Here is a 20,588-nt window from a genome sequence, read left to right on the forward strand (position 1 = left end):
TAATAGGTGCTTTTATTTTTTATCACTTCCATTTGAAATAAGAATATCTTTTTAAAAATGAAGTGGTATTTCTTTCTTTTTGATTATTCCTTGTTTTCTTGTAATTGTAATCTTTTACCATGGTTTTAATTTTGTCCTTTTGGTCTTGAGGTATATGTTTTTGTGAAAACTTGTCATTATTATGTATGATTTGCAATTGTGAAAGCATGTATATGATTTCTTGCAATTTGTAGTCAGGGTAAAGAAATTTATATTGTATTTTATATATTTTAATCATACAGAACAGAACAAATAAAAGTAGTACCACCCAAAAAATAGTTCCTATGTTATGAATTGCTTCATTTAGGGTAACTTCTTTAAAGTATACTTGATTGTTAAATGCGGTCCAAATGGGAATTAAAAATACAATAGTAGTGTTAAAGTATGAACCCAAAATCGAAAAAGGTTTATTCTTTTGTCGATTTTCAAGTTTTTGTTGGAATAAAGAAATAATCATTTCAATTGTTTCCTTGTTTTCTTTTGTATTTTTATTTTCAGCATCTATGAATTTAGTTTCAACTAAATATTCTTTTAATAAATATAAACGAAAAAGTTCCCACTCTGAACTACGTAGTTTTATTTTATAAAATCTCCTGGTAAAATTTATTGCAGGAAGATTAATTAATAAACTTAGTGACATAACAGCTACTATTAATGAAATAAAGAAAAATATAGATATTAATAGAAACTCTTGGTTATTATGAATAATATAGGGGGCTGGAATTAGTACAGAAAGAAAAATTATTATAACTGCAATGATGATGTTAATGAGAACATGTTTGTATACTAATGCATAATTACTCAGGTTTTGTTTGTAAAATTTTATTAATAATGTTTCAATCAACAGTGTTCCTCCTAAACATTTTAAGATGATTTGTTAATATGATTATATCATTCTATTATAAGACTTAGTTGGGATGCATAAAGAAATTATATTGTTTTAGTGAGTAATAGGGAAGTACTGAATACATAAAAACACCTAAAGACAAATAAGGTGTTTTTTATGTATTCATATTGTTTATATGTCGGATTTTACTTTTAAATTTTTAGTTAGTGTTGTAGTCTTTAAACTTACTTGATTTTTCATAGGAATAACAGTAAAGGTTGATTTTATTGTATTTGTATCCTTATTGAAAGGGGCTGTAATTAAACTGTTGCCTTTGGTACTAATTACAATAAGGTCTTCTTCACCCTGAGTAACAATTGAATATTCTTCTTGTTTTTTTGCTGTATCAACGCCTAACCTATATGAGCCAATTCCTAAAAATATAAAAGCACTGAGAATAAAAAAGACTTTGTAAGGTCTAATTGGTGTTAGAAGAAATTGTAATATAGATTGGACTTTAGGTGAGAAGAACTGATAAAAAACTATACAATTTGTAACAAGTGCCCATGCCAATATATATATGTTATCGAACTTGTCTATATTAAAAATCCAAGATATAAAAATAGGTACAAATAAAAGTGTAATAACAAAAGCAATTGTTATACTTTTCACTCCACCTTTTCTGAGGAAAAATTCAGGTGCTAAGAATATGTATCTAACAACAACATAAGCTACTGTTAGGGGGAATAGATAACGAAATGATACTAAAAAGAAATGAACAAAATCACTTGTATCAATTGTTAATAAGGAGTAATCATTTAATTGATAATAATGATGATATCCTGATTTAAACAGGGCTGTAAACGAATAAGTTAGTGCTGTTAACAACAACACAATAAGGGTTGCTTGACTTATAATCTTAAAGAATTCATTATTACTTTTTGTTTCATTGTTGTTGATTTTTGTAGAGGCAGAATCAGGTGTTTCTTGTACTTGATGAGTGTTTTGTGATTTATTATTTTGTTTCTGCTTAGTTCTATTTTTATTAGCCAAAATAAAACCTCCTATATTCGTTAATTTCGGATATTATTATATCAAATAAATATAATTTATATGGGTAATGTAACCAAAATGTAAAATAGTAGGGACTATCATGCTTTAACATTTATGAATATAAAAAAGAGATGCATCCTTATAGATACACCTCTTACTCGTCATCATCTTCATCTGATTTCTTTTCATTTGCATAAGCAGGTTTGTGCCATCCAAATAAAAATACTAATGAAATTGTCATAATTAATCCAATTCCAATTGATATGAATGTGTTTAGTTCTGTGATTTTAACAAAGAAAAATGCAATCATTGCTGTAGGGATAGAGATTCCTACTAATGTAGTAATGAAAACTACAAAATATTCCTTCATAGTCATTTCTTTATATTCAACTGTCTTTTCTCCAACAGTTCCTTTTATTGTTTTTGGTTTTGCCATCGCAATGCTCATCCTCTCTTAAATAAATGTCTGCTGTATCATAATAAGAAAGGAAGAACATTATTATTAAATTCTATTGCGAGCACGTTTTATTCGCCAGAGTATCTATTCACTGTAATTGAGTAATGGTGTATTTTAATATCTTCAGCAATAAATCCTCGTCTTTGAGCACCTTTCAGCGTCTCATACATAGCTTGACGACCTGGTGGATTGTCAGTGTGAATATAAATTTGCTCAACAAATAAATTGTGTAAGCAGAAATATTTCACGAAATCATAACCAGTAGGGAGTAGTTTCCCATTCTCATCCTCTCCTAAGTCGTGGTCAAGTGAAAGAATTTGAACATCATAGTTTGTAAGGAGTTCAATTGCTTTCTCCATATTTCTTGCAATTGTAAATCCATTGGGACAGTCTCTTTTATCGTCTAAATATACATTAATTTTTTCTTTAGTCATTTTATTTCAATCCTTTATGCATTGTATTATTTTATTTCTGGTTGAACATAGAATTTGCAACAATCCATTGCGTGTTTACTGTACTTGTGTTTTGTTGCTAATTCTTTTACTTTATCTTGTGCATCTTTCAAAGTAAGTCCAGATTCTACAGTGTGAAAAGTAGGTAGTACATGGCAGTAATGAATCACTTCATAAGTCATCTAAATCCATCCTTTCCTTATATAATCTAACACATAGAAAAATGAGGCCAATTAATATTGGTCTCATTGCATGTGTCGATTTGGGTCAATTGTTTGGATTGATGCACTTTTTCCTTGGGCGTATTCGATTGTATGGTAAGTACCTCCATTTGGGATTCCATTCCAAACTGCAAGTAAATAGCCTCGTTCAACAGCTAACATATCTACCATATATTCATCTCTATCGTACATAGTTTGTTCGTCTACATACTTTTCTCTTGAGACAAAAACAACCTCATCTGCCTCATGCAAAATTCGATGATATCTATCTTTGTCAGGTTTACGCCAAGGGTCTTCTTGGCTTGCACAAGGAACGGCACAATGCAGAATAATTTGTTCAGGAAACATTTTCTTTAGTTTCAATGCAATTAAAGCGAACACTGTATCAATTCCTAAAGCCATACCAGTTACTAACCTTAGCTTTTCGCCATCTTCTAACAATGTGATTTGTTTCAAAATAAAACCTCTCATTTCTCTTCCAATAGAAACATACATTGGATGATAAATATCATAGATATTATTTAATTTCTTTGGTCGATGACCTGTAACAACAATAATCATAGCTCAAACATCTCCGTTTTCATGTTATAGTTTTCTATACCTGTTTTTATAAATACACTTATTATAGATTCTGAGATTGGTATTCATTCGAACTCTAATTACTCTTTATAGGAGTCTAAAATATTTTGAATCGTTTTTAATGTTCGTTCTAACTCTGGAATACTTCCGTATAACCCGCTACCATTTGTTTTTATTTCAGCTTTAAACAAGTAAGCATCTGTAACAACTCGAATAGGGACAGAATTAAGAATGAAAGTTCCTTGAGGAATGTTATCTCCGTAATCTTCCGTTAATACTCGCAATCCTCTACAACCTTGAACACCTTTAGTTTGCTTTGTTTCTTGCATCCATACATTTCCGATGCGTTCGTATTTATGGATTTCAACTAACAACCCATCTGATATACGATAAACATCTTTAACTGGATGTGATTTTATTTGTTCCATAAAAGCCTCCTTCAAATATTCTGTCACCTTAAAATAACATAGTTTATTTACTATAGTCAATAAAACATATAATATCATTTGACTATCAGTAAATGATATTTTGTTTTTTTTATTGACTTTACTTAATTATTATATGATAATTCGGAATATGAATTATATGGATATCTGGTTATATGCTAAATAAAACGCTATATAATACAGAAGCGAAAATATAAAAGAGGAGTGACTTATTTGCTTACTGTATATAAAAAGGAAATTATAAAATTACTACATATTAATAAAAAAATGGAATTACTGATTAAAGACGAAACAGTGCAACATTCTATTCGTTGTGCGGTATTGGCAAGTAAATTTGGTATGTATTTAGGATTAACTAAAAAGAATTTGAATGATTTAATTGTAGGTGCTTTGTTGCATGATATAGGTAAATTTTTATTACCAAATGAAATCTTATATAAAAAAGGACGATTGTCTGAAGAAGAGTTTGCGATTATTAAAACACATACAATTAACATCCCGAATATAATGGTTAATGATGATGTTAAGGCTATTATTCAACAACATCATGAAAGATTGGATGGAACAGGATATCCTTTCTCGCTAACGAGAAAACAAATTCATCCACTTGCTAAAATCATGAGTGTAATTGATGTATACGATGCATTATCTCACAAACGTTCTTATAAAGAAGCATTTACAAAAGAAGCGGTGTTCGAGCTAATGGTTGCGGAATCAGATAAACAATTTGATAGTGGATTACTAAAAGGATTCATTAGTTATATTGAAAAGGAAGGTTTATAAAACCTTTCTTTTTTTATTGACTATAGTTAATGTATGGTATTATACTGATAGTAACAATTGTGTAATTATGGGAGGAACAAACGTGAATGAGAAAAAAATTAATTTTAAAGTCGGTGATTTAGTAGTGTGTGAATATATAGAGGGTTCTGTTGCGAATGCTCGAATTATTTCGATTGATAAAAAGAAGTTAATGGCGAGTGTTAAAATTGGAATTGTGAGCCGTTCATCAGAGAAGATTAGGGAAGAAGAAATTGAAGTTTCATTGGCAACTTTAACACCTTGGAACCCAAAGAAGAAGTGAAAGACGACAGGGGATTGATTTGATGGAAAAAGAAATATTTATTTTGGTGGGACCATCAGGAAGTGGAAAAACAACATTAGGGAAAACGTTAGAAAAAAGAATGGGAATCCCTGAAGTAATTTCTCATACCACAAGAAAGCCAAGGGCAGGGGAAGTAGATGGGAAAGACTATTATTTCGTTTCAAATAAAACGTTTGATGAATTGGATAAAATAGAAAGTGTTGTATATGCAGGGAATTCATATTGTGTCAGTAGGGAAGAGATAGATAGTAAATTAACGATGCACGATAGAATCTATGTTGTTACTGATATTAATGGGGCTATGCAGGTTAAAAAGGCATATGGTGAAATTGTAACGATTATATTTATTTCTCTCTCCTTGATTCGTATGGCGTGGAGGATGTTTAAAAGAAGGGATTCTTTTAGTAAGATAAAAGAGAGAATCCTATATTGTATTAAAAATAAAGAGAGAATGAATCACGTACATGCAGATTATATAGTTGTAAATAATAACTTTGAAAGGTCTGTACAAGAATTGAATAAGATTGTTTCGAAAAAGATAGTCTAATATTTAGCTATCTTTTTTATTATTGAATTAATCCAAATAAAAAAATGAGAGGTATATAAACCTCTCATTAAAATTAGCTTATCTATTTAACTATAACAATACAAATATCTTTTCTTAATGGGCAATCAGGTTCACCATCGTTGCTTGTTGTATAATACCAATCATCTACAACTGCATAAACATGTTTGTTTTTTATGTTTTGATATAACTTTCTTCCCCAAGAATCTTCACCTATGTATTTTACTTTGATTTCCATTTTAAACCCTCCGTTGATTAAAGTTATTTATTTCTTATCAATATCGTCCAAATTAACATCGTAAATATCTTTTATCCAATCCTTAATTGTTACATCATATCCACCTAATAAACCGTTCCATTGAACGACACAGGCAAACACTTCAGACTTATCCATCTCTAAAATGGTAGAGTCCATTGATATATCATCTTTGTTTAATCCTAAACTTTGTCTAACAGATTCAATTAAATGTAATGGGTATGTGGATTTTAATTGTTCTGTTACTACAATTCCTTTTAAATTATTTTCTATGTTCTCATAAATATTGTCTATTCCAGGAACAGTATAACCATAATCAATGGTAACTAAAGTGAAGTTTTTTCCATTTTCGATATCATCAAATCTATATAGGAATTCATGTGTACTCTCATGATTTCCATCTTTAAAAGTGATGAAACCATCCATATAACCTTTTAGGTCGCCTTTTTTATATACATTAATATTAGTAATTTCATATGTTAACATTTCTTTTCCTCCCAAATAATCTCTTTATTAATCTAATATATATTTTGGATATAATTAATTTAAAAAAAGATAAAGCAACTATTTACAGTTGCTCACCTTTAACTATCTCAATGGCTTTTTCAAGACCTCTGATTTCACCTATCTTTTTATAAATTCTACGATTTTTATCCATATGAAAATTACCATCTAACTTTTCGAGTTGTGTTAATTCCTCATTAGCCTCTGCTAAAGTATTCGCTAAATCTTTTAATATCTTTTTCATTTCTATTCCACCTGTTCATTTTATTTTTACTATAAAAATATCATTTTTATAAATATTCACATTTGCATTTCTGAGCTTTTCTATATGCTCTGATTCTCTTATTTTCATCAGTTCTACGTTTACTTTCTTCTAATGCTTTATACAACGATTCCACAATTTTATGAATTGTAGCGTTTTTCCCAGTAGTGATAAATCGGTCTCTGAGAGAGTAGGCATTACCAGTTTCATAAGTTATAAAAGCCATTTCAAATTTCCCTATTTCAAAATCAGCTCTATAACCTTCTTTGTTTTCTGCTGTAAAATAACAACTACCAACATTTAAAACCGTTAAATCACTTTCGTTTGCTTGAACGTAATTTAAAATGTCTTCAAAACTTTCCTTTTGTTCAACGTAATTTAGAATATAATTAAAATCCATTTTAAAACCTCCAATTAGTAAAAAAGGGAACCTTTTATTCACAAGTAACAGATTTCTGGAATTCATCTGCTAAACTTTCATTGAAAAATCTTACAGCATCAATGAAATAATGAACTATATTTTCGAATTCCTTTGCTCTGTCCATATCATTTTCTTTTTTAGCCCAATTCCAAAAAGATATACGCTCGTTAAATTCATGTCTAATATCATCATCAGATAAGACAAGCTCTCGCTCATAATCTTTAACGGGTTTTCCAATCTCATATTCTTTCACACCAAAAGCCCTTCTAATAATTCCGCTTTGCATTATTACTCTTCGGCTCTGCTCTCTGGTTGCTAAGAATTGAGTATATAAGTCATTTAACTTGGCCATCAACTTTTTATTATTCATTTTTCATTACCTCCAAGAATAAGTAAACATCTTTTTATTAAACAAAATATACTATTTATCAATCTTCATTCAAACAATCTTCACAAGCGTTGCAAGACCAACAATAAGCACAACCACAATCATTGCCACCACAATCGCAACAATTATATATTTCGCCACAATTACATGTATTCGCCATTTTCTCCAATCCCTTCATAAAAGAATTATTCAGTTATAAATTGGTGTTAAATTGTTTTTCTGACAATATTCTTCATACATATCGTGATTTTCTTGTATTCTTCTTTTGACAGAAGAAAGAGAAAAGCAGTCTTGCAATAATCTTTCCTTTAATACCGTATCAGATACCATATTGTTATTATTTAACCATTCTGAATAAGTCATTTCCGTTACCTCCACTTAATTTAAAAATCATTTTATACGACTGAATTGATTAACAATAAAAATTTTTCATTTTAAGTTTTAATTCACTTAATCCTGGCTTTGATAATGTTCCTTTGTACTTATGTAAACGTCCGTGAGAAACAGTTCGAATTTGTTCTGTTTTTATAATCCCATTAATAGAACAATCTTTATCTATAAGTAACTCAGAGTTTACTTTCATGTGACAATCTAAACTTTTATCAGCATGAGTGATAGGTACAACAACTACTATTTTTTGAGATTCGTTATAACTATCAGGTGAAACGATAACGCATGGTCTAATCTTGTTCATTTCAGAACCAACGTTAACTCCTAAATCGACAGTCCAAATCTCCCCGTGTTTAGGTTTCTTTTGTGTATAGCGTTCTTTCACTGTATACACCATACCTTTAGGTGTGAACTCTTTTAACCCTTTGAAAATTTGTAAATCTGTTTCCGTTGCATTTAGCAGGGCATTTTCTACATCTTCTCCTTGGTAGTAAACTGTACTGTAAACCTGATTTGTTTGTTGTGTATTTTCTCCGACCTGTTGAGTATCTCCTGAAACTGTTTGATTCATCATAATCTCTCCTTAGAAATAAAATTGTTAAATTACCTGTTTTTTTATAATCTACTTATTTTATTCGAAAATGAAAGATTTATAATAAAATGCACAAAAAAAGAAGCTACTTTAATAAGTAGCTTCTTTTTATTGGAATTAATTTCCAAATAATAGACTCACATCTGCATCTGTTATTTCTACTTCCTCATTTTCGTCTTGATTATCGTCCTTATGTTCTTCAGGGAGTTTTTCTTTTTCAGAGTTCTCGTCCTCTTTAGGCTCTTCAGGAAGATTTTCTTTTTTAAGTTTTTCGTCTTCTTTAGACTCTTTAGGAGTAGGAATTTTAATATCGTCTTTTGGGTTTTCTTCTGCTTTTACATTTTTAGGCGTTTCTTCATTTGTTTGAGTTGTTTCGCCTTCATCCATAACAGGTTCTTCTTTTTTGTGATTTGTAACTTCTTGTTTTTCTTCACTGTCTGTTATTTCTTCTGTTTTAACAACAGGATTATTAACAGGCTTTTGTTCTGTTATAGATGCTTTAGGGGCAGAAGTAACTGGTTCTTGTTTCTGAGAAGATTGTAATTGAGCTTCTGAGAACTGAACAGGGTTTGTTATGAAATCAGATAGCATAGCACCATTTACATTAACGATTTTTTCAAATGCTTTTTCTACCGCTTCGTTATAAGTATTATTTTTTTCAGGGAAATAAATTTGAAGTGTTTTTTCAATCATTTCAAACGTGTTCATTAATTTATTTATCCCTATTGAAGATTCTAATCGGACTGCCATTAGGATAGACTCACTAACCTTTTCTGACATGTTTTCACTATTAGATGCCCATTTTAATAATATAGGGTTAATTGAATCATAATACTTTTTATTTTGAAGGGAGACATTTATATGTTTCTTATATTTACTCTTATCCATATGCATTCTCCTTTATGGAAAGAAACAGGATAATATCCTGTTTCTTAAAGTGCTACTTTGTCGTCTTCTTTAAGGAAAGGATTTCGACTTTTTTCAAAATCTTTTTCTTTTACTTGAGAAACGATTTTAGCAAACATAGCAACTAACTTTTTCTTATCCTTTTGCACTTCAGGGATATGTCTCATTGAATAGCTAATGCAATTATCCCATTTTGCAGTTTTAGAAAAGTCCATATTGGAAGTGTTGTGTGGTAATAGAGCTTTTAAATAGTTTTCTAAGCGTAATGAACCTCCACCTGTGAAAATGATGTAGTGTCCTTTTTGTTCAATACTAACTCCACGACCAGATAATTCATCAATAATACGAATTTCGATAAAGTTGCATACAACATCTTCGATAAATTCAGCACTATCTTTATAGCCATCAATATTGTTAACCTCTACAATTCTACCATCTGAAATGGATTGTAAAACATCAAGTTCAGATACGTTAATTTCATCGGCTTGTACAACTTTACGTAATTCGGTTTTAATGTATTGCTCTAAGTGGTTAATACCTGCTTTGTCTAAACTACAAGAGTTAATAGTATTCCCTTTTGCATCGTATTCTCGATAGTTTACATTTTGTCCACCGATATCAATGATATGGAAGTTTTTTTGTTCTTTTGATTGCATACGAGGGAATAAAGCCATTCCTTCTGGTTTTACAGTGATTGAACTGATTGTGAATGTTTTCTTTTCATCATTTAAGTGAAGAGAAATTTCACCTTTTTTATCACCTAAAAGTAATTCTTCAAATTCTTTACGTTGTTTTTCGTTTTCAAAATCACTTGAAGGGTAACCAACTACTAAATCAATTTTTTCGTTATCTTTTTCTACAATATTAGCAATTGCAGTAAGAACACATAATTTATGATGGTCATTGTTCTTTGTGATTTCAAAGTTGTATGTACGTTTTACACCTTCACCAACGATGTATTTTTGACCATTAATTTCTACCTTGAATTGAAGAGCACTTGAGCCATCAATTCCACGGAAGTTTCGTTTAGCCTCTGTCTTTGAAGGGAAGCTGAATACTTTATCTAAAGTACCATCTTCTTTTACAGAAAATACTTTTACTGCATTTTTACCTGGGTCTACAATAATCATTCTATCGCAGTTTTTAGTCATGAAAGGAATCCTCCTTAATGTTTCTAACGTCTTACTTGATTTTACTATGAAAAATTAAAGAACGTCAATAAAAGGTGTATAAAATTTTATATTTCATATATTAATAGAAAATAGTATTTTATTTGAAAACATATTATGTGCATGATGTTTTGTATACGCAACAAAAAACAAAACCCCTCCGAAACATAAACCTATATAACAAATAAAATAGAAAGGAGTTTATTATAACTCCTTTCTACATGTTTAGAGTGCATATGTGATTTTTCCTTCATCTGTTTTGTACGTAACACCATAAGAATCCAATACCTTCTTGAATTCATCTTGATAAATAGTGGAAGTATTATTTTCTTTCTCAATGAAGTCATTTGTCGTATCAATAATTTGTTCTCTATCAATGACTCTAAGTGTTTGAACTAATGTATCTAAAGCAATTAATCTATCATTTAGATTTGTAAAGATAGAAGACATGTCTTCATTAGATAGTTCTTTTTCTTTTGCTTGTAGTGATGATTTAGCATTGTTTATACGTTGCGCCAATCGGTCCGTTTCGTTCGTAAAGATATATTTATTCGATTTCCCTTTTTCATAAAAGATAACTTCAGATTTTAAGTTTAATAAAGAATCTAAAATAAAATTGTGTGTATCTGAAGAGAGTGAGAGAAGTGATTTTCTTTCATCTGTCATGCTCTTAACTTTTAAGTCCTTTTGGCCAAAAGAAAAAATAGGTTTCTCGTCAATTGTTTTTGCATTTTCTTTTTCAGAATGGTCAGTTTTAGAAACAGATTTATCCTCTACAGTAGTTTCCGTTTTTTTAGTCGGTTCTGCTTCTTTTGGATTTTTTACACTCTTTGTTATGCTGTCGATTTTATGATTGCTATTGATGACTGTCGTATTCTTAGATAGGAAATAATAAAATAACTGGCAAAAAGAAGCGAATATTACAATGATAAATATCAACATAATGACCTTTGAAAATTTCTTTTTCCTTTCTTGTGATTGCGTTGGTCTATTTCCTCCAAAAGAGGGGGTCTTAGGGAGCTCATCTTCTCTAAAAACGGTTTGGCTTTGTTTTTCTTCTTCTATTAAATCGTCTTTTAATTTACTTTTATTTGTCGTCTTTAATGGAATGACTTCACCATCTTCATATTTTAAATATGTAGACGTATCTTTGGGATTTTTATTGAATAGTTTTAAAAACCAGTCTTTCATTTCTACCACCACCTTCATTTTGTATAGAATATAGTACGTAAAATGGAAGTGAAGTATAAATAAAAATGGTAGAACCACCTATGCACCATACCTTTTTTATTTTTGTGGTTATGTTAATAACATAATAATAGAAAAATAAAAGGGAGGCGGTTGCTATCGAACTACAATTATTAAATATACCAAAAGCAAAAGAAAATCAGTTTATAAAGAAGGGAATAGAATCAGTAGAGGATTTGATTCGATTTTTTCCACGTAAATATTATGACTTTAGGGAGATAACCTTAATACAAGATGCTATTCCTGATGAATATCAATCTATAAAAGGTATTGTGAAAGAAATAAAGACGAAGCCCAATGCAGTTATTTTAAAAGTGGAAGATAGTAAAGCATCTATTATTTATGTTACATTCTTTCATCAATCCTATATTGCTCAGAAGTTTACTATTAATGAGTCTTATATATTTTGTGGAAGAGTCTCAGTGACGTATGGATATAGAAAGTTTGTTTCTATGGCAAATCCTATCTTATATGGACCATCTTCAGAATTAAATCCTGGAATTCTACCTGTTTATTCAAAAATAAAAGGAATGAGTGACGATTATTTAAAAAGATGTATGAATAGTGCGTATTCGATTGTACGTTCAGATGAATATCTTGAAAATAGTATCATTAAAAAATTTGATATGATTTATTTTCGTAAAGCACTTCAATATATTCATTTCCCAAAAACTACTGAGGAGATAAATGAAGGAAAAAGTCGATTTTTATTTGATGAATTATTCTTTTTTAACCTTAATTTATTACAAAATGAAAATAATCAGATGAAGCAATCTCCATTTGAAATAGATAAATTCGAATTATCTAAACAACTAATGGGAGAATTGCCTTTTGAATTAACAGAGGGACAAAGAAATGCTTTAAGAATGATTTCAAAGAAAATGAAAAATAAAGAAAGAGTGAATGCCTTAATCCAAGGAGATGTAGGGTGTGGAAAAACAATGGTTGCTATCTTTTCTTTATTAATGGCAGTAGAAAATGGCTATCAAGGAGCCTTAATGTGTCCAACAAGTGTGTTGGCAAAACAACACTATGAAGAGATAACGGAACGATTTTCCTCTTTTGGTATTAAGGTAGCATATCTTTCGGGAGACCTGAAGGTAAGAGAACGAAAGAAGGTTGTTAAAGCCATAAAAGAAGGAGAAGTAGATATAGTCGTAGGAACTCATGCGGTATTAAGCAAAGATGTAGAGTTTCAATCGTTAGCACTTACAATTGTAGATGAAGAACATCGTTTTGGTGTCAAACAAAGGGAGTTACTTCAATTAAAAGCAAGTAAAGGTGTTCATACCATATCAATGTCTGCGACTCCTATTCCTCGTAGTTTAGCTCTGACGATACATGGTGACTCGATAGATGTGATGAATATTAAGTCATTACCGAAAGGAAGGAAGCCAGTAGAGACCACGTTGATAACTGCGGAAGAAGATTCTTATCGAAGGATTTATGAGGAAGTGAAGAGCGGAAGACAGGCATATGTCGTTTGTCCTTTAGTAGAAGAAAGTAATAGTGAAATGCTAAAAGAGGTGGAAAGTGTAGAAGAAGCATTTGCAAAAGCAAAAACGTATTTTGAACCAAAAGGAATACGAGTAGGAATGGCTACAGGTAAAATGAAGCAACAAGATATAGATGCTGAGTTAGATAAATTCGCAAATAAAGAATATGACATTTTTATATCTACTACGATTATTGAAGTTGGTGTGAATGTGCCGAATGCAACTGTGATTCTTATTAAGAATGCAGAGCGTTTTGGGTTAGCTCAATTACACCAATTAAGAGGAAGAGTTGGACGTGGTAGTTATCAATCCTATTGCTTATTATTATCTGATAAAGCTACAGAGATGGGGCGAAGGAAATTAGAAACGATGTGTGCAACAACGGATGGATTCCTTATTGCCGAAAAAGATTTAGAATTGAGGGGAACAGGTGATTTTATCGGGACAAGCCAAAGTGGTCAAGATAAGTATGTCATGTTGATGTTAGGAAATACGGATTTAAATGAATCAATTAGAAAGGAGGTTAAAGATATTCTGAAAAATCCTATACGTAATGCTTTTTACAAACATTTATTGAAGAGAGAAGAATGAGATTTCTATATTGCATACTTTTTTTTGAATGAGTTACCGTTAAAACGGTAACTTCTTTGTTTTGGACAATTTTTCGGTAACCTTTCATTATTTTTATAACCTTTATTATACGAGTAAAAATACAATCTACTACCTTGTGGTAAAAAATGTATAAAAATTCATTGACCAAAATAAAATTAAAAATATTTTATTGACTATAGTTGACGGACATTGTCGAATCATGCTAATATAACTAAGCACGACAGCAGTTGTAGATAGAAACATATTGAACGATGTTTATTATAGATTCTGCATTTGAGTGTATAAAAAATTTATAAAGTTGGAGGTTGATAGTTGTATGAATGAACAACATCTGCACAGGTCTCTATCGTTGAGACAATTAATTATTTATGGAATGGTAAGTATGTCACCGCTTGCTCCATTCCAAGTTTATGGGATGGTGACAAATCAAAGTTTTGGAATGGCACCACTGGTGTACTTCATCGGAATGATTTTAATGTTCTTTACCGCATTAAGTTATGCACAGTTTAGTAAAGAGTTTTTACATGCAGGTTCAGTTTATACCTTTGTATCGAAAGGGGTAAATCCTCATGTAGGTTTTGTGGCAGGTTGGACATTGCTGGCCGACTATATTTTAGCTCCAGGTCTTGTTTATAGTTTTGCAGGTCTTTGGATGTCAGGTTTAGTTCCTGGTGTAAATCCAGTTGTTTGGAGTTTATTCTTTGTTCTTGTAAATACAATCATTAACGTAAAAGGAATTGAAGTAAACGCAAAAGTAAATAATATTCTATTTTACGTTCAATTAATTGGATTAGTTGTTTTCGTAGGGTTGGCAATTAAATATGTCTTTGTTGATGGTCATGGTACAGGTGGATTTTCGTTAGCACCACTATTCCAACCAGAACATATTGATTGGAAATTCTTCGCTACAGTTATTTCTATTACAGTAATGGGCTTCATGGGATTTGACTGTGTAAGTACATTATCTGAGGAATCAAAGAATCCTAAAAAGCATATTCCTTTAGCTACAGTTGGCTCACTAATTTGCACAGGTTTACTATTCTTAGTATTAACATATGTTGCAACATTAGCTCATCCAAATCATGCAGATTTAAATGAAGAAATGGCATTATTCGATATTGCTAAAGAAATTGGTGGGAATGGATTCTTCCAATTTATGATTATTGTGAATGTTTTATCAGCGGGAGTAGCAACTACATTAAACATTCAATCTGCTGTATCACGTATCATGTATGCAATGGGACGAGACAATATTTTACCGTTCTCTGGCTTCTTTGCTAAATTACATTCGAAACATGATACTCCAGTTAACTCAATTATTACTGCGGGTGTAATTTCTACAATTATTATCTTAGTAGGTTCTATTCCTACAGTTTTAATGTTCATTAACTTTGGAGCAGTAACATCATTTACAGTTTTAAACATGGCAGTTATTTATTACTTCTTCTTTAAAAAGAAACAGAGAGGTATTAAAGGTTTCTTATTACATGTAATGGCTCCTATGGTGGGTATCTTAGTATGTGGTTACGTATGGACAGGATTTGACATGCTTGCTTATGGTGCAGGATTCTCATGGGTATTCGTGGGGATTGTAATTGGAGCGATTAAATCAAAAGGTTATAAAATCGTCCCTAAAATCGAAAATATGTAATAAATAAATTAATAAATACATAGAACACATAGATGATTTATCTTTGTGTTCTATTTTTTAGAAAACAGATAAATAAAATACATAAATAAAAAGAGAGAAGGTAGATAGATATGAAATTAGAAAATAAAGTAGCGATTGTAACTGGTGGAGCACGAGGAATTGGAGAGGCGATTGTACGTAAATTCGTAGAGGAAGGTGCAAAAGTAGTTATTGCAGATGTGTTAGAAAAAGAGGGAAATGCATTGGCAGTAGAGTTACGCAGACAAGGGCATGAGGTGTTCTTTGTTTATACAGATGTTTCAAGTACTGAGGCAGTAAAACGTGTTACAGATTATACAGTAGACAAATTTGGACGAATTGACATCTTGTCAAATAACGCAGGTGTAAATATTCCTGGTTCGGTCATTGAGCTTTCTGAAGAAGATTGGGATAAAACAATGAATGTTAATGTTAAATCATACTTTTTAATGGCGAAATACGTACTTCCTTATATGCAAAAAGTAGGCGGTGGAGCCGTAGTAAATATGGCTTCTGCAAATAGTGAGTTTGCAGAGCAACGATTATCTGCATATGTAACCTCTAAAGGTGCTATTAAAATGTTAACGAAACAAATGGCGATTGACTTTGCAAAAGATAATATCCGTGTAAATGGTGTTTGCCCAGGGTGGGTAGATACGACATTTAATGATGCACATGCTGAATTATTTGGAGGACGTGAAGAAGTTCTTAAAGAATTACCTGCTATTCAGAAAATTGGACGTGCGATTCAACCAAAAGAGATTGCGAACATTGTTGCCTTCTTAGCATCAGATGAAGCTTCTTGCATGGTGGGTAGTACAGTAATGGCTGATGGTGGTATTACAGCAGGAGCATAATAAAAAAGCAGACCTTTTAGGGTCTGCTTTTTTATTTGTATGTTAGGAAGATAACATGCAATCACCAAGTTTTTTTATGTTGCTCGCCAACCATCTAACCTCAAGATGTATATAACAGATTTGTATGTTGTCTGCCAACGACACTGGCACCCGAAGTCCAGAAAGACGGGATGAGGTTTCTATTCTCCCTTATCGAGTTGTTATGTTGCTTGGTCAACAGAAATCACTATCTATTATATTGAAGTTGAAATAAAAAATTCACTTTACAAAACCATATAAAATGAAAAAATATAATATTTTTATTGACTATAGTATATAATTAATTTATAATTTAAATATAGTTAATGAGGTGCTTGCAAGACTACATTTGACAGCTTACCAAAAGGACTAACGTCTTGCACCTTCTTCCTTGTTAGAATGTAAAACACACTTATGATGAGTTTGCATAAAAAATAGTGGTTGGAACTTTATCGGTAGATAGATTCCCGTCAGCTTATTGTAAAAGACAATGTTCTTGTTGCTATGGAGTTGATGTTGATGATTGGGTCGGAGGTCGTCAAGGTTATAACTAAATGATTCTATTTTTTGTAAGTAGAGTTATCTCGATTTTTATCGAAAATACGGTTGGAACATGAAGATAAATGGATGGTTCCTATTAATTTCGCCACATGTTTACGGAACAGGTGAAGAGTTAATAAGGGTAGTTGATTAGGTTGGAGACTACTCAGGTTATGACTTACTTTTTTTTAAGAAAAGAACTGTGGAAGCTCTTCTTTTCTTAATACCAGAAGAGGAATTGTGAAAGCTACTCTTTTTCTGCTTATATTTTGAGGTGCTGATAAGACTACATACAAATACGACAAATTTAAAAAAATAAACTTGGATTGTTTATGCGTACACTCATACGAAAAAACATTCACACCTGTCTTATTACTTCTCCCTCAAAGCTCATTTCTTATACTTTCTACATTCGTAGAAAAAATCATAACGAGGTGCTTGCAAGACTACATTAATTTGATTAAAGATATTAAAATCTAAAATGAATTTTGTGTTTTGTATGTGAATAAAAGTAACGTGCAAGTATCTAATCTTTTAAAAGAGTAGATACTTTACAGCCTCCACTGTCTTGCACCTTCTTCTTCGTTATGTTTTATATAAACATGTTACATGTTTTAGAAGAATGAGCCATGAGAGGATAATACATCTTCTTGTGGCTCATTCTTTTAGTTTTAAATTTAAAAAACCATATATTCAAAAGGAGCGTGTTACGATGAATACAATTGATAAAGTAAAAGCTATGAATCCTGATATGATGTTAACAAAAGAAGGAGCATTGGCATATAATAATAGTTTTAAAGAACGATTGGTCGAATTATTTACCTTAGGATTATTAAATGGAACTTTTTATACAAAGCAAGAAGATGTATTAAAAAATGCAGGGGAGTTATTCCAACGAGCTTTAAAAGAAGAACCAGAGTTTGCAACGAAATGTGCGATTTATGGAGCTGTTGAAGGGAAATTAAAACTGGTCCCAACAATTTGGATGGTCTATATTTCTACATTAGAAGACAAGTCCTTGTTTAAAAAATCATTCCCGCAAGTTATTCGTAATTTTAACATGCTCTATAACTTTGTTGAGATTTCACGAAAAGGCGGTATTCGAAAGGGTTTAGGGCGTTCTGCAAAAAGGGAAGTAAACACTCGATTTATCCAACTTATTAATGAATATCAAGCCACTCGTTATAAAAATAAAATTAGTGATATTGCTAAAGTTACGAGACCTTTAGCAAAAGATGAAGATTTTCAAAAGCTGATGAGATATGTTTCAAAAGGAGAATTGACATTCCCACGAGCTACAGCATTAAAGATTGTTATTAGTGGATTGGAAACAGGACAGTATTCATTATATATGGATAGTTTAGTCCGAGAGCATTCTATTCAGTTAGAAGAAGTGAAGCATTCTGTTTCTACGTTATTACCAGAAGATAAGCAACGTTTATATGCAACCGTTTATGAGCGTTTAAATTACAATGCACTTATTTTAAACTTAGTTGCTTTAGAACGTGTATTTGCAACAGAGGTTAGTAAAGAAGAAGTCTATAATCCAAGTATTGGTCAGTTCTTTATGCAGGATGTTGTGATTGAAACGAACATTCCATCAGTAATTGTTGATATGGTCTCTGCAAAAATTGCAAATAAAGAAGAATATAAACGTTCTCATATGTTGCCATTTGCGTTAATTCAGGCGAATAAGAAAGTTGTGACTCCTGAGTTCCAACAAGCCTTAGGGAAGTTACTTCGTGATGTAGCACAAGAAGCGTTTTCTATTAATGAGAACAAAAGCCTGAAAGTGGGCGTAGATACTTCTGGCTCTATGACTTCTGGTGTGCTTGGAGGGTTATCTCCTATGGAAATCGCTACACTGTTTGGAGCCATGGTTAAAAAATCCCATAATAATACAGAGGTCGTTGCAGTGGCGACAACTTCAGAAAAAGTAGAGCTTCGTAGTCAAGATAACGTTTTTGAAATGGCTGATAAAATTAAATCCACGAAGGTGGGATACGGAACTAATTTCAGTCAGTTGCTTGATGTGTATAAAAATGAAGATTATGTCATTCTTTTTACGGATAATGAACCTGCTGATAATTTAGAACGTGCATGGTTGAAGATTAACCAAAAAACGGGAGCAAAGCTAATCATTTGGCAATTAGCTGAATCAGGTCATAAAGTATCTAAGGATAGCTCTGTCATTTATGTACGAGGTTATTCTGATAGACTGTTAGACTTAGTAAGAACAATTATTGAATCTGATGGTGACCAAATGAAAGACATTGAAAATATGGAAGTGTAAGGTGAGGGGTAAAACCTTCATCTTTTTTTATTATCGAATAGTTCATTTATCTTTTTTCTACAATACAACAATCATATAAAAAAGGAGATGGTTGTATGTATAAAGTATTAGAAGTAGAAGAGACAGAACAAATGAAGATTGAAATATTAGAAGTGCCCCAATTAAAAGGAGCGAGAGATGTTGATAATGCAATGAAATTATATTTTGCAAAAGAAGCTCATGTGACTTTTAAACAAATCCGAATCACATTGAAAAATGGCTCTGTAAAAACAGAATCAGGGGCATTATATATGCTTAAAGGGAAGATTGATTGTGAAGTTAAAAATGGTGGTGTAACAGGACTATTAAAAAATGTTATGAAAGGTACTGTAACAAATGAATCTGCGGTTAAACCTGTATATAGAGGTGTAGGAGAAATCTATTTAGAACCAACGTTGAAGCATTATGCAATAATGCAACTTAATAATGAAGAAGTTATTGTTGATAAAGGGATGTTCTGTTGTAGTACCGCAAACATAGCTGTAGAGCCTACTTCTCAAAAAAATATAAGTTCTGCTGTTTTTGGGGGCGAAGGTTTTTTTCAAACTTCATTGAAGGGAACAGGTTTAGTTGTTTTAGAATTACCTGTACCAAGAAGTGAAATTATCGAATACTACTTAGATAACGAAAAAGCACAAATAGATGGTAATTTTGCAATCTTACGTTCTGGAGATATTCGATTCAGTGTAGAGAAATCAGCGAAGAGCTTAACAGGAACGATGCTAAGTGGTGAAGGGTTATTACAAACTTTCTCAGGTTCTGGCGTACTATGGGTTGCTCCAACTGCACCATTCTATGATTCTTTAAGTCCTGGAGAATTGTTAACTACAAGAAATGATAGGAATAGGAACAACAAACAATAAACACACGAAGAAGACGCATGAGTTTTTTCTCTATGCGTCTTTTTTATGTAACGAGATGCTTTTTATTAACTTTCTTTTTTAATAAGCCACCCAACTCCATAGTAATCTCCACTTGTTGACCAATCCTTTAATAATGCTTTAAGCCTCACTTTAATATAGGCAACCCATAAACGTCCTTGATAAGTAGTGCTATAAACAACATTCTCTTTCATTGGGAAAATTGCTAATATCTCAAGTCTCCATTTACCTGTTGTGTTTAATTCATTAGGCATATCTTTGAAAAATCGGTTTATCACGTTTTCACCCCTTTTATAGTGCTTAC

At 31.5% G+C, this 20,588-nt stretch carries 26 protein-coding genes; 8 read left to right on the plus strand and 18 right to left on the minus strand.

Going from position 1 to position 20,588, the window contains the following annotated elements; translation table 11 throughout:
- Positions 1 to 22 precede the first annotated feature (22 nt).
- The 7 genes from V7S50_RS09645 to V7S50_RS09675 form a co-directional block, all read right to left on the minus strand.
- On the minus strand, positions 23 to 883 hold the full coding sequence (locus V7S50_RS09645) for a hypothetical protein (RefSeq protein ID WP_336376173.1): 861 nt from the start codon (positions 881 to 883) through the stop codon (positions 23 to 25).
- A gap of 174 nt (positions 884 to 1,057) precedes the next feature.
- Positions 1,058 to 1,918, minus strand: coding sequence for a hypothetical protein (locus V7S50_RS09650; protein WP_336376172.1), 861 nt, complete (start codon positions 1,916 to 1,918; stop codon positions 1,058 to 1,060).
- Positions 1,919 to 2,072: 154 nt separating this feature from the next.
- Positions 2,073 to 2,354 (minus strand): hypothetical protein, encoded by a 282-nt coding sequence (locus tag V7S50_RS09655; RefSeq protein WP_242298419.1) that lies wholly within the window; start codon positions 2,352 to 2,354, stop codon positions 2,073 to 2,075.
- A gap of 89 nt (positions 2,355 to 2,443) precedes the next feature.
- Positions 2,444 to 2,809, minus strand: a complete 366-nt coding sequence (locus V7S50_RS09660) for a cyclic-phosphate processing receiver domain-containing protein (protein ID WP_336376171.1) — start codon at positions 2,807 to 2,809, stop codon at positions 2,444 to 2,446.
- A gap of 26 nt (positions 2,810 to 2,835) precedes the next feature.
- The gene (locus V7S50_RS09665) at positions 2,836 to 3,009 is read right to left on the minus strand and encodes a hypothetical protein (RefSeq protein WP_176523841.1); all 174 of its coding nucleotides are present in this window, start codon (positions 3,007 to 3,009) and stop codon (positions 2,836 to 2,838) included.
- Between the two features lie 63 nt (positions 3,010 to 3,072).
- On the minus strand, positions 3,073 to 3,609 hold the full coding sequence (locus V7S50_RS09670) for an SLOG family protein (protein WP_336376170.1): 537 nt from the start codon (positions 3,607 to 3,609) through the stop codon (positions 3,073 to 3,075).
- 98 nt (positions 3,610 to 3,707) lie between these two features.
- Positions 3,708 to 4,055 (minus strand): hypothetical protein, encoded by a 348-nt coding sequence (locus V7S50_RS09675; protein ID WP_336376169.1) that lies wholly within the window; start codon positions 4,053 to 4,055, stop codon positions 3,708 to 3,710.
- 222 nt (positions 4,056 to 4,277) lie between these two features.
- Between V7S50_RS09675 and V7S50_RS09680 the strand changes: the two genes are divergently transcribed.
- The 3 genes from V7S50_RS09680 (at position 4,278) to V7S50_RS09690 (ending at position 5,725) form a co-directional block, all read left to right on the plus strand.
- The gene (locus V7S50_RS09680) at positions 4,278 to 4,856 is read left to right on the plus strand and encodes an HD-GYP domain-containing protein (protein ID WP_336376168.1); all 579 of its coding nucleotides are present in this window, start codon (positions 4,278 to 4,280) and stop codon (positions 4,854 to 4,856) included.
- Between the two features lie 82 nt (positions 4,857 to 4,938).
- A complete protein-coding gene (locus V7S50_RS09685) occupies positions 4,939 to 5,157 on the plus strand; it encodes a hypothetical protein (protein WP_336376167.1) in 219 nt (72 codons plus the stop codon).
- A 22-nt stretch (positions 5,158 to 5,179) separates the two neighbouring features.
- Positions 5,180 to 5,725 carry a guanylate kinase gene (locus V7S50_RS09690; RefSeq protein WP_336376166.1) on the plus strand — a complete coding sequence of 182 codons (546 nt, stop codon included), beginning with the start codon at positions 5,180 to 5,182 and terminating at the stop codon, positions 5,723 to 5,725.
- Between the two features lie 82 nt (positions 5,726 to 5,807).
- On the opposite strand, the gene V7S50_RS09695 is transcribed toward V7S50_RS09690, so the two are convergent.
- The 10 genes from V7S50_RS09695 to V7S50_RS09740 all read right to left on the minus strand — a co-directional run bounded on the left by V7S50_RS09695 (position 5,808) and on the right by V7S50_RS09740 (position 11,822).
- Positions 5,808 to 5,981 (minus strand): hypothetical protein, encoded by a 174-nt coding sequence (locus tag V7S50_RS09695; protein ID WP_319790660.1) that lies wholly within the window; start codon positions 5,979 to 5,981, stop codon positions 5,808 to 5,810.
- A 27-nt stretch (positions 5,982 to 6,008) separates the two neighbouring features.
- Positions 6,009 to 6,485: a hypothetical protein gene (locus V7S50_RS09700; RefSeq protein ID WP_242299157.1), complete on the minus strand. Its 477-nt coding sequence runs from the start codon at positions 6,483 to 6,485 to the stop codon at positions 6,009 to 6,011.
- An 82-nt stretch (positions 6,486 to 6,567) separates the two neighbouring features.
- A complete protein-coding gene (locus V7S50_RS09705; RefSeq protein WP_061662694.1) occupies positions 6,568 to 6,747 on the minus strand; it encodes a hypothetical protein in 180 nt (59 codons plus the stop codon).
- A gap of 46 nt (positions 6,748 to 6,793) precedes the next feature.
- Complete coding sequence (locus V7S50_RS09710) at positions 6,794 to 7,165, minus strand: hypothetical protein (RefSeq protein WP_319790662.1); 372 nt, start codon at positions 7,163 to 7,165, stop codon at positions 6,794 to 6,796.
- Between the two features lie 34 nt (positions 7,166 to 7,199).
- Entirely contained in the window at positions 7,200 to 7,556 is a 357-nt protein-coding gene (locus V7S50_RS09715; RefSeq protein WP_086877521.1) for a hypothetical protein, read from the minus strand.
- A gap of 207 nt (positions 7,557 to 7,763) precedes the next feature.
- Positions 7,764 to 7,937, minus strand: a complete 174-nt coding sequence (locus V7S50_RS09720) for a hypothetical protein (protein WP_336376165.1) — start codon at positions 7,935 to 7,937, stop codon at positions 7,764 to 7,766.
- Between the two features lie 49 nt (positions 7,938 to 7,986).
- Positions 7,987 to 8,535, minus strand: coding sequence for a type II toxin-antitoxin system PemK/MazF family toxin (locus V7S50_RS09725; RefSeq protein ID WP_242299205.1), 549 nt, complete (start codon positions 8,533 to 8,535; stop codon positions 7,987 to 7,989).
- Between the two features lie 138 nt (positions 8,536 to 8,673).
- The gene (locus tag V7S50_RS09730) at positions 8,674 to 9,444 is read right to left on the minus strand and encodes a hypothetical protein (RefSeq protein WP_336376164.1); all 771 of its coding nucleotides are present in this window, start codon (positions 9,442 to 9,444) and stop codon (positions 8,674 to 8,676) included.
- A gap of 44 nt (positions 9,445 to 9,488) precedes the next feature.
- Positions 9,489 to 10,613 (minus strand): ParM/StbA family protein, encoded by a 1,125-nt coding sequence (locus V7S50_RS09735; RefSeq protein ID WP_061662689.1) that lies wholly within the window; start codon positions 10,611 to 10,613, stop codon positions 9,489 to 9,491.
- Between the two features lie 243 nt (positions 10,614 to 10,856).
- Positions 10,857 to 11,822: a hypothetical protein gene (locus tag V7S50_RS09740; RefSeq protein WP_336376163.1), complete on the minus strand. Its 966-nt coding sequence runs from the start codon at positions 11,820 to 11,822 to the stop codon at positions 10,857 to 10,859.
- A gap of 176 nt (positions 11,823 to 11,998) precedes the next feature.
- Between V7S50_RS09740 and V7S50_RS09745 the strand changes: the two genes are divergently transcribed.
- The 5 genes from V7S50_RS09745 (at position 11,999) to V7S50_RS09765 (ending at position 20,266) form a co-directional block, all read left to right on the plus strand.
- Positions 11,999 to 13,966 (plus strand): ATP-dependent DNA helicase RecG, encoded by a 1,968-nt coding sequence (locus V7S50_RS09745; RefSeq protein WP_336376905.1) that lies wholly within the window; start codon positions 11,999 to 12,001, stop codon positions 13,964 to 13,966.
- 337 nt (positions 13,967 to 14,303) lie between these two features.
- Entirely contained in the window at positions 14,304 to 15,638 is a 1,335-nt protein-coding gene (locus tag V7S50_RS09750) for an APC family permease (protein WP_061662687.1), read from the plus strand.
- 110 nt (positions 15,639 to 15,748) lie between these two features.
- Positions 15,749 to 16,513: an SDR family NAD(P)-dependent oxidoreductase gene (locus V7S50_RS09755; protein WP_336376162.1), complete on the plus strand. Its 765-nt coding sequence runs from the start codon at positions 15,749 to 15,751 to the stop codon at positions 16,511 to 16,513.
- A 1,270-nt stretch (positions 16,514 to 17,783) separates the two neighbouring features.
- Entirely contained in the window at positions 17,784 to 19,364 is a 1,581-nt protein-coding gene (locus tag V7S50_RS09760) for an RNA-binding protein (RefSeq protein ID WP_336376161.1), read from the plus strand.
- Positions 19,365 to 19,459: 95 nt separating this feature from the next.
- The gene (locus tag V7S50_RS09765) at positions 19,460 to 20,266 is read left to right on the plus strand and encodes an AIM24 family protein (protein ID WP_336376160.1); all 807 of its coding nucleotides are present in this window, start codon (positions 19,460 to 19,462) and stop codon (positions 20,264 to 20,266) included.
- Positions 20,267 to 20,331: 65 nt separating this feature from the next.
- On the opposite strand, the gene V7S50_RS09770 is transcribed toward V7S50_RS09765, so the two are convergent.
- Positions 20,332 to 20,562, minus strand: a complete 231-nt coding sequence (locus tag V7S50_RS09770; RefSeq protein WP_336376159.1) for a hypothetical protein — start codon at positions 20,560 to 20,562, stop codon at positions 20,332 to 20,334.
- Positions 20,563 to 20,588: the final 26 nt, after the last annotated feature.

The organism is Bacillus sp. CCNWLW194 (genome assembly GCF_037120585.1).
Lineage (GTDB): Bacteria > Bacillota > Bacilli > Bacillales > Bacillaceae_G > Bacillus_A > Bacillus_A basilensis.